The organism is Sphingopyxis sp. MWB1 (genome assembly GCF_000763945.1).
GTDB lineage: Bacteria > Pseudomonadota > Alphaproteobacteria > Sphingomonadales > Sphingomonadaceae > Sphingopyxis.
Map to the genome: position 1 here is coordinate 1,275,130 of NZ_JQFJ01000002.1, position 13,219 is coordinate 1,288,348.

At 65.5% G+C, this 13,219-nt stretch carries 12 protein-coding genes; 10 read left to right on the forward strand and 2 right to left on the reverse strand.

The features are described 5' to 3' along the window. Positions 1 to 19: 19 nt before the first annotated feature. The 3 genes from JV18_RS0106635 to JV18_RS0106645 are packed head-to-tail and all read left to right on the forward strand — an operon-like array spanning position 20 to position 1,721. Positions 20 to 466, forward strand: coding sequence for a cupin domain-containing protein (locus JV18_RS0106635; RefSeq protein WP_033073895.1), 447 nt, complete (start codon positions 20 to 22; stop codon positions 464 to 466). Between the two features lie 16 nt (positions 467 to 482). Continuing rightward, positions 483 to 1,394 (forward strand): dihydrodipicolinate synthase family protein, encoded by a 912-nt coding sequence (locus JV18_RS0106640; protein WP_052071792.1) that lies wholly within the window; start codon positions 483 to 485, stop codon positions 1,392 to 1,394. Between the two features lie 12 nt (positions 1,395 to 1,406). Beyond that, on the forward strand, positions 1,407 to 1,721 hold the full coding sequence (locus JV18_RS0106645; RefSeq protein ID WP_144243886.1) for a hypothetical protein: 315 nt from the start codon (positions 1,407 to 1,409) through the stop codon (positions 1,719 to 1,721). Here JV18_RS0106645 and JV18_RS0106650 read toward each other — a convergent pair. Further along, the gene (locus JV18_RS0106650) at positions 1,710 to 2,822 is read right to left on the reverse strand and encodes a sensor histidine kinase (protein WP_160174178.1); all 1,113 of its coding nucleotides are present in this window, start codon (positions 2,820 to 2,822) and stop codon (positions 1,710 to 1,712) included. The two genes, JV18_RS0106645 and JV18_RS0106650, sit on opposite strands and share 12 nt — an antisense overlap. Positions 2,823 to 2,983: 161 nt before the next feature. Next, a complete protein-coding gene (locus JV18_RS0106655; RefSeq protein WP_033073897.1) occupies positions 2,984 to 3,490 on the reverse strand; it encodes a CinA family protein in 507 nt (168 codons plus the stop codon). A gap of 289 nt (positions 3,491 to 3,779) precedes the next feature. Between JV18_RS0106655 and JV18_RS0106660 the strand changes: the two genes are divergently transcribed. From JV18_RS0106660 to JV18_RS0106690, 7 genes are all read left to right on the forward strand, one after another. Next, positions 3,780 to 4,823, forward strand: a complete 1,044-nt coding sequence (locus JV18_RS0106660) for a Fe(3+) ABC transporter substrate-binding protein (RefSeq protein WP_033073898.1) — start codon at positions 3,780 to 3,782, stop codon at positions 4,821 to 4,823. Positions 4,824 to 4,879: 56 nt separating this feature from the next. Continuing rightward, positions 4,880 to 6,400, forward strand: coding sequence for an ABC transporter permease (locus tag JV18_RS0106665; protein ID WP_052071795.1), 1,521 nt, complete (start codon positions 4,880 to 4,882; stop codon positions 6,398 to 6,400). Positions 6,401 to 6,409: 9 nt separating this feature from the next. Then, positions 6,410 to 7,447, forward strand: coding sequence for an ABC transporter ATP-binding protein (locus JV18_RS0106670; protein ID WP_052071796.1), 1,038 nt, complete (start codon positions 6,410 to 6,412; stop codon positions 7,445 to 7,447). 140 nt (positions 7,448 to 7,587) lie between these two features. After that, positions 7,588 to 8,958 (forward strand): MFS transporter, encoded by a 1,371-nt coding sequence (locus JV18_RS0106675; RefSeq protein WP_052071797.1) that lies wholly within the window; start codon positions 7,588 to 7,590, stop codon positions 8,956 to 8,958. Further along, complete coding sequence (locus JV18_RS0106680; protein WP_052071798.1) at positions 8,958 to 11,015, forward strand: glycoside hydrolase family 97 protein; 2,058 nt, start codon at positions 8,958 to 8,960, stop codon at positions 11,013 to 11,015. The genes JV18_RS0106675 and JV18_RS0106680 overlap by 1 nt, the downstream gene beginning before the upstream one ends. Before the next feature lie 3 nt (positions 11,016 to 11,018). Then, positions 11,019 to 12,104, forward strand: coding sequence for an ABC transporter ATP-binding protein (locus JV18_RS0106685; protein ID WP_033073901.1), 1,086 nt, complete (start codon positions 11,019 to 11,021; stop codon positions 12,102 to 12,104). Next, positions 12,070 to 13,215: a LacI family DNA-binding transcriptional regulator gene (locus tag JV18_RS0106690; protein ID WP_200879073.1), complete on the forward strand. Its 1,146-nt coding sequence runs from the start codon at positions 12,070 to 12,072 to the stop codon at positions 13,213 to 13,215. Before JV18_RS0106685 ends, JV18_RS0106690 begins: the two co-directional genes overlap by 35 nt. Positions 13,216 to 13,219: the final 4 nt, after the last annotated feature.

The following is a 13,219-nucleotide window of genomic DNA, read 5'->3' on the forward strand; positions in this document are numbered from 1 at the left end:
CTCACACCGAAGGAGACAAATGATGGATCGCCATTTCCAGTCCGCCGATTTCGACAAGACGCCGCCCAATCTGTCCGCCATCCTGCCCGAGCGGCTGGCGCATCGCGGGGTCGAGCGCGAAGAAGTGCGCAACGCCTATTCCGAAGAGCGCAAGCATCCGGTATATTTCGTCGACCTGCCCTCGCACGCGATCAGCATGACGATCGGCGGGCTCAACCCCGGCGGCCGGTCAAACCGCCATCGCCACACCTATGAAACCATCCTCTATGTGCTCGAAGGCCGCGGTTATTCGATGATCGAGGACCAGCGCATCGAGTGGGAGGCGGGCGACGCCGTCTATATCCCCGTCTGGGCCTGGCATCACCATGTCAATGCTGACCAGGCTGAGCCCGCGCGCTATCTGGCCTGCGAAAATGCCCCGATGCTGCAGAATATGGGTCGCCTTGCGATCCGCGAAGAAGCCTGATCGAAAGCCTGAACCCATGACCCATTTGACCGGCATCATTGCCTATCCCATTACCCCTTTCACCCCCGACCAGCGCGGGATTGACGAGGATGCGCTGGCCCGCGTGACCGAGCGGCTGCTCGCTGCCAGCCCCGCCGCTATCGCTTTCCTCGGCAGCACCGGCGAAAGCGCCTATCTCTCCGACGCCGAATGGCGACAGGTGGCACAGCGCGGCGTCGAAATCGTCGATGGCCGCGTCCCCGTTATTCTGGGCATCAGCGAGTTGACCACCAGGGCCGCCATCGACAAGGCGCGCCATGCCAAGGCAATGGGCGTCGACATGCTGATGATCATCCCCATTTCCTATTGGAAATTGAGCGATGAGGAGATTTTCGCGCATTATCAGGCGATTGCCAGCGCGACCGATCTGCCGATCATGGTCTACAATAATCCCGGAACCAGCGGCGTCGATATGTCGCCCGAGCTGCTGGTGCGGCTGGTGCGCGAATTGCCCACTATACGCTCGATCAAGGAAAGCAGCGGCGATCTCAACCGCATGCACGCCATCCGCCAATTGGGCGAAGGGAAAATCCCCTTCTACAATGGCGCCAATCATCTGGCGCTGGAGGCGCTGGCTGCGGGCGCTGCCGGATGGTGCACCGCCGCGCCCAATTTGCTGGGCGATGCACCCGCACGCCTTTGCGCGCTGATGGAAAGCGGCGAGCTCGAAAAGGCGCGGGCGCATTTCTATCGGCTGCTTCCCGTCCTGCAATTCATCGTGCGCGGCGGCCTACCGGCAACGGTGAAGGACGGGCTCAAGCTGTTGGGGGTCGAGGCGGGCGCCCCGCGCCTGCCGCTCCATCCGCTGGCCGATGAGGCGGCGAGCCGCCTTGGCTCCTATCTCGAAGGCGCGGGCATCACGCTTCGCCAGCCCGAACCCCATCGCTGATACCCCCCAGCGATGGCCCGGCTCCCGAACACCCCTTCTCTCACCGCCGATGACAGGATCATGCTGCGGTGGCTTCGGGAGCCGGCAACGGGCGCGGCCCTCTACGCGCAGAGCGGATGGAGCGCCGCGCGCTTCGATCAATGCGCCGCCCGGCTGTGGGAACGCGCCTTGCTGCGCGGCGCCATCGGCGACGGCTGCTGCGACGATCCGTGCGGCGACGCCTGCGTCTCGGCCAATCGGCGCGAGCGCTGCTGGCACCTCACCCGCAAGGGCCAGTCGACCTTGCGCCGCCTCGATGCCCAGGCGGACGCAGCATCACCCCGCTAGTTCGGAGCGCGGCGCTTCGATACGCAGACGCAGACCAGTTGCGGCAAAATCGCGGCATATCTTGCTGCGCGAACCCAGCCCCCGGTCGATCAGGCGCGATCCGAAGCCCTCACCGGGCTGCGCGGGCGGGGGCGGCCCACCGCTTTCCTGCCAGTGCAGGATGAACATGTCCCCCTCGACCGCCCAATGCAGCTCGACCCGCCCTGTGCCGCAGGAAAGCGCACCATATTTCACGGCATTGGTCGCAAGTTCATGCAGCATCAGCGAGAGCGTGACCGCGCTTCGCGATCCGATCGACAGATCCGGCCCATCAAGCGTGAAACAATCGCCGCCGCCCTGCGCCCGCAAAGCCGCCGACGCCACTTCCCGCAGCGAGGCCGATGACCAATTCTGGCCCAACAGAACATCATGTGCGGCACCAAGCGCCGCCAGACGCTGGTTGAACTGGTCGAGAAGTCCCCGGTCCCCATGGCCAGCAAAGGTCTGGGTAGCGATGGACTGGATAATCGCCAGCGTATTTTTCAGCCGATGCCCCAATTCCTGGTTGATGAGGGACAATTCGGCCTGCGCCCGCATTTTCCCGCTGGTTTCCACCACCGTATCGAGCATTCCCGCCACCCGGCCATCGGCCAGCCGCAGTGGGCTGTAGCAAAAGGTGAACCAGCATTGTTCCTCATATCCCGCACGATTGATGACGAGCGGGAAGTCTTCGATATAGGTGGGCTCCCCATGATAGGCGCGTTCGACAAAGAGGCGTATCTCGCCCCACGCCTCTTTCCAAATGTCGGCAAAGGAACGGCCGAGCGCGACATGCTTGTCGCCCAGGATCGGAATGAAGCCGTCATTATAGATGGTGGTATATTCCGGCCCCCAGACGATCGCCTTGGGAAAGCGCGAATCGAGCATTTGTCCGACGGCCAGCCGCAGCTCCACCGGCCAATCGTCGGCCGCGCCCAGCGGGGTGGAGGCCCAGTCGAAATCACGCACCATTTGCCGCATCGTCAGCGGCGGGGATGCGACCGGCGGGGCGGGCGGGCTATCGGGAGCGAGCGGAAAAACATCCGCCAATGGGCGCTGGAGAGCGGCGTCATCATGGATCATCGGGGACTTTCCAAGGGCCGGGCGCACCCAAAATTCAGTCCCGGCTCCAAGCGAGGCGGAAATGCACCGTTGCGCAAGCATAGCATGATTTGGTGTCTTCGACAGATTAATCTCCGCACCGGCTTATCACGCCATGCAGCGCACCCGCTTGCAGGGCGGAGTCAGCTATCCGTCGAGCCCGGCTTCAACTGATCGCTTATCAGTTCCAGCGCTTCGGCAACCGCCTGCTCCAAGACTTTTTCACGGCCCACATCGCCGAAATGACATTCGCGCAGATCAACGGGACCGGTTTTGGGGACCAGCACCAGATAGACGAGGCCCACTTCTTCGTCCTGCTCCTGCGGCCCGCAAAATCCGGTTATCGCGACCCCATAATCGGCTTCGCTGCGTTCCAGCGCGCCCCGCGCCATCGCTTCGGCCACGGCAGGGCTGACACCCGCGCAGGGCTCGCTTTCTTCCCGCGGCACCCCCAGCATCGCCTCCTTGGCATCGAGCGAATAGGCAATGAAGCCGCGTTCAAGATGCGGTCCAAGCTCGCTGTCGGAAGCAAAGACCGCTCCCAAGGCGCCGCCGGTGCAGCTTTCGGCGGTCGCGAAGCGCGCCTCGCTGTCGCCCAGCGCCATTTTCAGCGCCTCTTTCTGGGCGTTTATGCCTGCATCCTTTGCCAAAACGCCTCTCCTGCTGCGTGCGCCAAGCCAAACGACTATCATGGGCCATCCGTTCCCGCGGCGTTTCAGCGCGCGGCCGATGCCCCGTCGGGCTCCGCCTGCCGCAAAGCCGCCTGCTCGCCGGAACCTCGCCCGGCGCTGAGGCGTCGATTTGCTGGGATGGGGGGCGCCTTTCCCCCTTTCGGCAGCCCCCCATCAATTCCTTTTCGCCTTTTTCCAATCCAGTATTGAGAATGGTTCTCAATACTGTTAAAGCCGCGCGTCCAGAACATTTCGGAAGGCTTTTATCGTGCGATTCTCCATGGCGGCGGCAGCGCTGGTAACGGCAACCCTGGTCGCGGGTTGCTCCGACAAGAAGGAGCAAAGCGGCGAAGGCGGCGAGGCGGTCGTCAACCTCTATACCGCCCGCCACTATGACAGCGATCAGGCGCTTTACGATCGCTTCACCCAGGAAACGGGAATTCGCATCAACCGCATCGAAGGCAAGGCCGACGAGCTGATCGCCCGGATGAAGAGCGAGGGAGCGAACAGCCCGGCCGATCTGTTCATCACCGCCGACGCCGGTGCCCTGTGGCGCGCGCAGCAGGCGGGATTGTTCCAGCCGATCGACTCGCCGCTGCTGAACGAACGCATCCCCGCGAACCTGCGCGAGCCCGATGGCAATTGGTATGGCTTTACACGCCGCGCACGCATCGTCGCCTATAACCCCGTCAAGGTGAAGGCCGAGGAAGTGGATGATTATGCCAAGCTCGCCACCCCGCGCTTCAAGGGCAAAATCTGCGTCCGCTCGTCCGACAGCATTTATAATCTGTCGCTCGTCGGCGCGCTGATCGAAGCCTGGGGCAAGGACAAGGCGGGCGAATGGACCAAGGGCATTGTCGCCAATATGGCGCGCCCGCCGCAGGGCGGCGACCGCGACCAGATCCGCGCTGTCGCCGCGGGCGTCTGCGACGTCGCCATCACCAACAGCTATTATTATATCCGCCTTGCCAGCGGCGATGATGCCAAGGACCGGCAGGTCACCCAGCAGGTGAAGCTCGCTTTCCCCAGCCTCGCGGGTAAAGGCGCGCATGTGAATATTTCCGGCGGCGGCATCGCCAAAAATGCGCCCAACAAGGATAATGCGGTCAAGCTGCTCGAATTTTTCGCCTCGGCGGATTCGCAAAAGCATATTTCGGCGCACAATAATGAATTTCCGGCCTCGCCCGATGTAGCCGCGCCGCCGCCGGTCGATGCCTATGCGAATTTCACGGCCAATCCGATGAATGTCGCCGCCTTTGCCGCGCGTCAGCCGGAGGCCCAGTCGCTGATGAGCGAAGCAGGCTGGCGCTGACCACCACTCTCGCCCGCCCCTCCATTCTGCCATCGCCCATCACCGGCCTCGCCCTTGTGGCGGGGCTGGCGGTGGCGTTGCCACTGGTCGGTGTCATCCTCGCCGCGATCGGCAGCGATACCGCCGACATCGCGACGCGCGACATTGCCCGCTATGCGCTGACCTCGGCGTGGCTCGCACTGCTCGTCGGCGCGATCACCGCGGTCATCGGCACCATCGCGGCATGGCTTGTCGTCATGTATCGCTTTCCCGGACAGCGCTTTTTCAGCTGGGCGCTCGCGCTGCCGCTCGCCGTCCCCGCCTTTGCGCTCGCCTATGGCTATGCCGACCTGTTCGATGTCGCGGGCGATGTGCGCATGGCGCTGCGCGCGGTAACGGGTCATGACCTGCCCTTTGAGATGCGCAGCATCGGCGGGGCGGCTTTTATATTGTCGGCGGCTTTTTATCCTTATGTTTATCTGGCGATGCGCGCGGCCTTTCTGAACCAGTCGGTCGGGGCGCTGGAGGCGGCGCAGATGCTGGGGTGCAGCGGATGGCGCGCGCTGTGGCGTGTTGCCTTGCCGATGGCGCGCCCGGCGCTTGCCGCCGGGGTGGCGCTCGCGGTCATGGAAACGCTCGCCGATTATGGCGCGGTTCAATTTTTGAGCGTCCAGACGCTGACCACCGGCGTGGTGCGCGCCTGGTCGGTCTATGGCTCGACGGTCAGCGCCGCGCGCTTTGCCCTGCCCCTGCTCGCCGCCGCGGCGCTTTTGCTGTGGATCGAGCGCGCGGGGCGGCGCGGCAGCGTGCATGAAAGCGGCCGCGCGCGCTGGCGCGACCTGTCGCCCCAGCCGCTGCGCGCTGCCCCCGCCGCTTTCGCCTTTGCCTTCTGCCTCGCGCTCCTCGCTGCGGGGCTGCTGATCCCGGTGGGCTGGCTGCTGTGGAAGCTGGGGCAGGCCAACCCCGACTGGCCCCGCCTGCTGCTTGCGATGCGCAACAGCCTGTTTCTTGGCATCGCGGGCGCCGCCGTCACCGTCGCACTCGCCACCATGCTCGCGCTCGGAACCCGGCGCCTGCCACTTGCGGCGCGGGTCGCGAGCCTGGGCTATGCGACCCCCGGCGCAGTAATGGCGATCGGCCTGCTCGCCCCCGCCGGGGTGATCTGGAACCTTGCGCCCGGTTCGGGAACAAGCATCGCCATCCTGCTGTTGATCCTCGCCTATGCCGCGCGGCTGATGGCGGCGGCGCTTGAGCCCATCGACGCTGGCCTTGCGCGCATCACCCCCGCGATGCGCCATGCTGCGCGCACGCTAGGGCGCGGCGAAGGCGGCGCCGCGCTGGCGGTCGAACTTCCCATGGCGCGCAGCGCGATGATGACCGCCGGGCTAATCGTCCTCATCGACATTTTGAAGGAATTGCCCGCGACACTGATCCTGCGCCCCTTCAACTTCGACACGCTGGCGGTGATCGCCAATCATTATGCGCTCGACGAGCGGCTGCCGCAGGCGGGGCTGCCCTCGATCCTGATCATCCTTTTGTCGCTGCCCGCGGTCATCTGGCTGACGCGGCGCATTGCAGAGGCGCGCCCCGGGGCCTAAGCGACGCGCGTGATAAAGAGTGACATTCTGGACCTGCGCGCGGTATCGCGGCGCTATCAGGGGCGTGCGGCGGTCGATGCCGCCAGCCTGTGCCTGCCCGCAGGGCGCATCGCCTGCCTGCTCGGCCCGTCGGGCTGCGGGAAAAGTACGCTGCTGCGCATGATCGCCGGGCTGGAGACGGTCGATGAGGGCGAAATCCATATTGGCGGCGCGCTAGTGTCGGCACCGGGCCGGGCGCTCCCCCCCGAACAGCGCGGCGTCGGGCTGGTGTTTCAGGATAATGCGCTGTTCCCGCACCTGAATGTTGCCCGCAATATCGGCTTTGGCCTCACCGATCTCGATTCTGCGACCCGCGCCGAGCGGGTCGAGCGCCTGCTCGCCCGTTTCCATATCGCGCATCTGGCGGGGGCGTGGCCGCACACGCTGTCGGGCGGCGAGCAACAGCGCGTCGCCATCGCCCGCGCGCTGGCGCGCGAGCCCGCGCTGCTGTTGCTCGACGAGCCTTTTTCGGGGCTCGACGGCACGCTGCGCGCGGCCATTCGCCAGTCGCTGCTCGATGATCTGCGCGCGGCAGGCGCGACGGTGCTGATCGTCACCCATGATCCCGAAGAAGCGATGCTGGTCGCCGATCATCTGATCCTGATGGCGGCGGGGCGCATCCTGCAAAGCGGCGAACCTGCGGCCTGTTACGACCACCCCGCCTCGCTCGCCGCAGCGCGGCTGCTGGGCGAGATGATCACCCTGCCCGCCACCGTGAAGCAGGGCGTGGCGCACAGCGCCTTGCCCCCCTGTCCCGCGCCCGGCCTGCCCGACGGCCCGGCGCAGATCGCCCTGCGCCCCGAGGCGCTGCGGATAGATGCCGGCGAGCAAGGCGCCCCCGCCCGCCTCCTGTCGGCGCGGCGTATCGGCGGCGGCTGGCATGTCGAGCTCGATCTTGCAGGTCACCGCCTCGCCCTGCGCTGCGCCGAAGCGCCGCCCGCCGGGGCGGACAAGCTGCACCTGACCGCCGCCCCCGCCGAGCTGCATATTTTTTCCACACAAGGCTGAGGCTCACCTCTCCCCCAGCCCCCCTCCAGCGTCTTCCCCAGCCTCTTCCCCGCCCCGCCGGACTACGTATGTAACCGATTGCATGGCGGACCAAGCGCGGCTAGACCCGCTCGACAATATAGATTTGGGGAAGGATTATCATGTCGACAGCGGGTCAGTCGCCACAGGCTGCAACGGGGCGTTCGACGGCAATGGCGGCCTTTGCCGCGGTGACCGTCCTGTTTTTCGCCTGGGGCTTCATCACCTCGATGATCGACCCGCTGGTCGCGGCGGTGAAGGGTATCTTCACCCTCAGCGATGCCGAAGCACAGCTTTCGGCCTTTGCCTTTTTCATCGCCTATGGCGTCATGTCCTTTCCCGCGGCGGCGCTGATCGCGCGCGTCCATTCGGTCCCCTCGATCCTCACCGCGCTTGGCACGATGGTCGCGGGCTGCCTCGTCATGCTCGCGGCGGCCAATATGGCGATTTATCCGCTGGTCCTTGCCGGATTGTTCATGCTCGCGGCGGGCATCACCATCCTGCAGGTGGCGGCCAATCCGCTCGCCGCCGCGCTGGGCGATCCCAAATGGTCGCATTTCCGCCTGACCTTCAGCCAGACCTTCAACAGCTTCGGCACCTTCCTCGGCCCGCTCGTCGGCGCGCACCTGTTTCTCGAAGGGGTGGAGGTCAAGGATGGCGAGACGATTTCCGAAAGCGTCCGCGCGCAGGCGCTCGCCGGGATCGACGTCGCCTATTTCTGGATCTGCGGCCTGATCATCGCGCTGCTGCTCTTTTTCTGGGTCAGCCGCCGCATCGTCGACAATGCCGTGCCGCCCGCACCGATCGGCAGCCGCGCGAGCATGGGCGAACTGATCCGGGAGGCTTTTTCCTCCAAATGGGCGCTGCTCGGCGGGCTTGCCATTTTCCTTTATGTCGGCGCCGAAGTCGCCATCGGCACGCAAATGGCGCTGTTCCTCAACAGCGATGCCGTCTGGGGCCAGTCGGACGCGCCCTTTGGCGTGCCGCTGCTGGGCTTTGCCATGGGCAGCGACGGGGTCACCGGCGTCTCGCTGCAGGAAGCGGGCAAGGCGGTCGCCTTTTACTGGGGCGGCGCCATGGTCGGCCGCGCCATCGGCTCGGCGGTCCTCGCGCTCGCGCCCGCCGCGCGCCTGCTCGCGATGGTAACCGCCATTGCCTGCATCCTCTGCCTCTATATTGTCTTTGCGGGCGGGGTCAGCGCGGGCTTCGTCGCGCTGTCGATCGGCCTCGTCAATTCGATCATGTTCCCGCTGATTTTCACCCTGACGCTCGAACGCTCGACGGCGCGGGCGGAGGCGACGTCGGGGCTGCTGTGCACCGCGATCATCGGCGGCGCGATCATTCCGGTCGCGGTCGGCGCGCTGTCGGACAGCATGGGCTATGCCATGGCCTTCATCCTGCCCGCGCTCTGCTATCTGCTGCTCTGCGGCTTTGCGATGATCGCCGGGCGCACGCCCCCGCGCGCGGCGGCTGCGGCCAGCACGGTGCATTGATGCGCGCGGCCCAGCTGATCCGCCGCGCGAGCCTGTCGCTTTCCGCCCTCGCCCTTGCCGCCGCCAGCGGCGCGGCGGCGCGCGACGATGTGACCCACCGCGTCTGTTCGCCCAATGAACGGCTCTGCTTTTCGCTGACCACGGTGAATGAAGTGCCGACCTATAAGGTCACGCGCGACGGCAAGGATGTGATCGCTCCCTCGCGCCTTGGCTTCATGCTGCGCGGCGCGGGCAAGTTTGAACATAGCATTGCGCTCGGCGAAGCAAGCTATGCGGCGCACGACGAACGCTGGGAACAGCCCTGGGGCGAAAATCGCTGGGTGCGCGATAATCACAAGGAAATGCGCGTGCCGATCATCGAGCTGATCGGCGGCAAGCGGCGCATCGACCTGATCGCGCGCGTGTTCGACAATGGCGTCGGCTTTCGCTTTGCCTTTCCCGACCAGCCGCAGCTTCGCGATGTGCGGATCGACGAGGAGCTGACCGAATTCAACATCGCCGCGCCCGCCGAGGCGTGGTGGATCCCGGCGGGCGAGTGGAACCGCTATGAATATCTGTACCACCGCACGCCTGCGAACCAGGTCGGCACCGCCCATTCGCCGATCAGCTTTCGCACCGAGGACGGGCTGCACATTGCCCTCCACGAAGCCGCGCTGATCGACTATGCGGGCTTTTGGCTGCAACGCATCGACGGCCAGCGTTTCCGCACCCGCCTCTCGCCCTCGTCAGAGCCGTGGAAAGTGCGGCGCGCCGCCCCCTTTGAAACGCCGTGGCGGACCATCCTGATCGCCGAGGATGCGCCGGGTCTTTACGCTGCCTCCGACATCATCCTGAACCTCAACGAACCCAACAAGCTGGGCGATGTCAGCTGGGTCAAGCCGCTCAAATATGTCGGCATCTGGTGGGCGATGCATCTCGACGTCGCAAGCTGGCACAGCGGGCCCAAACATGGCGCGACCACCGAAAATGCCCTGAAATATATCGACTTCGCCGCCAAACATGGTTTCGACTCGGTGCTGATCGAGGGGTGGAACATCGGCTGGGACGGCAACTGGATCGGCGACAAGGGACGCAACTTTGAATTTGCCCGCGCCTATCCCGATTTCGACATGGACAAGGTCGCCGCTTATGCCAGGGCAAAGAGCGTGACGATCATGGGCCATCATGAAACCGCCGGAAATGCCGGGCGCTATGCCGATCAGCTCGACGCCGCGCTCAACTATTATGCGCGCCATGGCGTGCCCGCGATCAAGACCGGCTATGTCGCCGATGCCGGGGGCGTGCTGCACCGGGACGCCGAGGGCAAGGATGTGTGGGAATGGCATGACGGCCAGTTTATGGCGCGCCACCATCTGGATGTTGCCAAGGCAGCAGCGAAACGCCGCATCGCGATCAACGCGCATGAGCCGATCAAGGATACGGGGCTGCGCCGCACCTGGCCCAATCTGGTCAGCCGCGAAGGGGCGCGGGGCATGGAATATGCCGCCTGGGGCGAGCCCGCGAACCCGCCCGAGCATGAGGCCAATCTGGTCTTCACCCGCATGCTGTCAGGGCCGATGGATTATACCCCCGGCATCGTCAGCCTGGAGGGGAAGAATGGCCGCCGCATCCCCTCGACGCTTGCCAAGCAGCTGGCCAATTATGTCGTCCTTTACAGCCCGGTGCAAATGGTCGCTGACCTGCCCGAACATTATGAGGCGCGCCCCCAAGCGCTGGCCTTCATCAAGGCGGTGCCCGCCGACTGGGAAACCTCGCACCTGCTCGCAGGCGCGATTGGCGATTATGCCGTTTTTGCGCGGCAGGAACGCGGCGGCGACAATTGGTATCTCGGCGGCGTCACCGACGAGGCGGCGCGCAGCGTGCCGCTCGATTTCGCCTTTCTGCCCAAGGGGCAGCGCTATAAGGCGAAAATCTGGCGCGACGGGCAAGGCGGCGGCATCGACGGCGACCCCTTTGCGACGATCGTCGAGGAGAAGATGGTGACGGCAGCGAGCAAATGGCCGATCGACATGGCCGCAGGCGGCGGCTTCGCCATGACACTGACCCCGGTGAAATAGGATATGGCCGCGCTCTCGATCGACGGCGCAACCAAGCATTTCGGCGCGACCGAAGTGCTCAAAAATCTGTCGGTCGAGGTCGCGCCCGGCGAGTTTGCCGTCATCGTCGGCCCGTCAGGCTGCGGCAAATCGACGCTGCTGCGCTGCGTCGCGGGGCTGGAACAGCTGGACAGCGGGCGCATCCATATCGCGGACCGCGACGTCACCCACCTTGCCCCGTCGGAGCGCGGTGTGGCGATGGTGTTCCAAAGCTATGCTCTTTATCCGCATCTGAGGGTGCGCGAAAATATGGGCTTTGCGCTGCGCATTGCGAAGATGGACAAGGCGCGCATCGACGAAGCCGTCAACCGCGCCGCCGCCATTTTGGGGATTGAGCCGCTGCTCGATCGCAAGCCCGCCGCGCTGTCGGGCGGCCAGCGCCAGCGCGTCGCCATCGGCCGCGCCATCGTCCGCCAGCCGCAGCTTTTCCTGTTCGACGAGCCGCTGTCGAACCTCGACGCCGATCTGCGCGTGCGGATGCGCCGCGAATTTGCCGAACTTCACCGAACGCTGCGTACCACCACCCTTTATGTGACGCATGATCAGGTAGAGGCGATGACGCTGGCCGACCGGATCATCATCCTGCGCGATGGCCGTATCGAACAGGTCGGCGCCCCGCGCGACCTTTACGCGCGCCCCGCCAACCGCTTTGTCGCAGGCTTTCTGGGCACGCCGCGGATGAATTTCCTCGCCGCGACGGTCAGCGATGCGGGCCGCGCGACGCTGGCGAACGGGCACAGCATCGCGCTGCCCGCCACCGCCGCGCCGCTGGCGCCGGGCACGCCCCTCACCCTCGGCATTCGCCCCGAACATCTGGCGCTGGGTGAAGGGGCAGAGGCGCTGTCCCTCAAAATCACCTTCGTCGAGCGGCTGGGCAGCGCCGCCATCGCCCATTTCGAAAGTCCGGGCGACGGCGAAGCGCTCACCTGCCAGACCCGCGATGATGGCGCCTTGCGCGAAGGCGCGCGCGCGGCGGTGCGCTTTGCCCCAGACCATTTGCACCTGTTTGGCAGCGATGGGCAAAGGCTCGCGCGAAAGGACGAGCTATGAGCGCGGCTTTGCCGTTCGCGGCCATGAAAAGGGAGAGACAGCGATGGCGACATTAAGGGATGTGGCCCGCGAAGCCGGGGTATCGGTCGCCACCGCCTCGCGCGCGATCAACGGGCTTGGCAATGTCACCGCCCCCACCCGCGCGGCGGTGATGGCCGCGGTCAAAAAGCTGAACTTCGTTCCTCACAGCGGCGCGCGCAGCCTGACCCGGCGCAAGACCGATACGATCGGCGTCATCCTGCCCGATCTGTTCGGCGAATTTTTCTCCGAGATCATTCGTGGCATCGACCTTGTCGCCCATGAATCGGGCTTTCACCTTCTGCTCGGCAATATGCATGGCAGCGCGCATGAGACCGCCGCCGCCATTGCCGCGATGCGCGGGCGCGTCGACGGACTGCTGTTGATGCCGCCCGAGGTAAAGCCCGAGCTGCTGTCCGACAATCTCGACCCCGCGCTGCCCACGGTCCTCCTCAACTATGATGCAAGCAGCCTTGGCCTGCCCTTTGTCGCGGTCGACAATTATCATGGCGCCTATGCCATGACCGAGGCGCTGCTGGCGCGCGGCGCGCGGCGGATCGTGCATATCGCTGGCCCCAAACATAATGGCGACGCGCGCGACCGCCAGCGCGGCTTTGCCGATGCCATGGCCAAGATCGCGGGTGAGCGCAGCCCGGTCATCCTGCCCGGCGATTTTTCTGAAGAAGCGGGGGAAGAGGCGGCGCGGCTGCTGGTGCAGGGGCAACTCCCCGCCGACGCGATTTTCGCCGCCAACGACCTGATGGCGCTCGGCTGTATTCACCAGCTTGGCGAAGCGGGGCTGTCGGTGCCGGGCGACATGATGGTCGCGGGCTTCGACGATATTCCGCTCGCGCGCCATGTCACGCCGTCGCTCTCCACCATGCAGGTCAAGATCGACCGGCTGGGATCGACCGCCATGATGCTGCTGTTGCGCCTGCTGCGCGGCGATGAGCTTGGCAGCGCGAGCGCCAATATCCTCACCCCCGATCTCGTCCTGCGCGGCACCACTGGCGGCCCCGCCAAGCCCGTCCCGGACGAGGCGCCCGCCCCCGCCACGGCCAAGGTCGCGGCGGAGGGAGCCAGGCGCCGGTGATCCC

Bases quoted from the DNA above. Each gene is read 5' to 3' on its own strand.
- JV18_RS0106635 (WP_033073895.1), top strand. From the start codon at position 20: ATGATGGATCGCCATTTCCAGTCCGCCGATTTCGACAAGACGCCGCCC.
- JV18_RS0106640 (WP_052071792.1), top strand. From the start codon at position 483: ATGACCCATTTGACCGGCATCATTGCCTATCCCATTACCCCTTTCACC.
- JV18_RS0106645 (WP_144243886.1), top strand. From the start codon at position 1,407: ATGGCCCGGCTCCCGAACACCCCTTCTCTCACCGCCGATGACAGGATC.
- JV18_RS0106650 (WP_160174178.1), bottom strand. From the start codon at position 2,822: ATGATCCATGATGACGCCGCTCTCCAGCGCCCATTGGCGGATGTTTTT.
- JV18_RS0106675 (WP_052071797.1), top strand. From the start codon at position 7,588: ATGTCGACAGCGGGTCAGTCGCCACAGGCTGCAACGGGGCGTTCGACG.
- JV18_RS0106680 (WP_052071798.1), top strand. From the start codon at position 8,958: ATGCGCGCGGCCCAGCTGATCCGCCGCGCGAGCCTGTCGCTTTCCGCC.
- JV18_RS0106685 (WP_033073901.1), top strand. From the start codon at position 11,019: ATGGCCGCGCTCTCGATCGACGGCGCAACCAAGCATTTCGGCGCGACC.
- JV18_RS0106690 (WP_200879073.1), top strand. From the start codon at position 12,070: ATGGGCAAAGGCTCGCGCGAAAGGACGAGCTATGAGCGCGGCTTTGCC.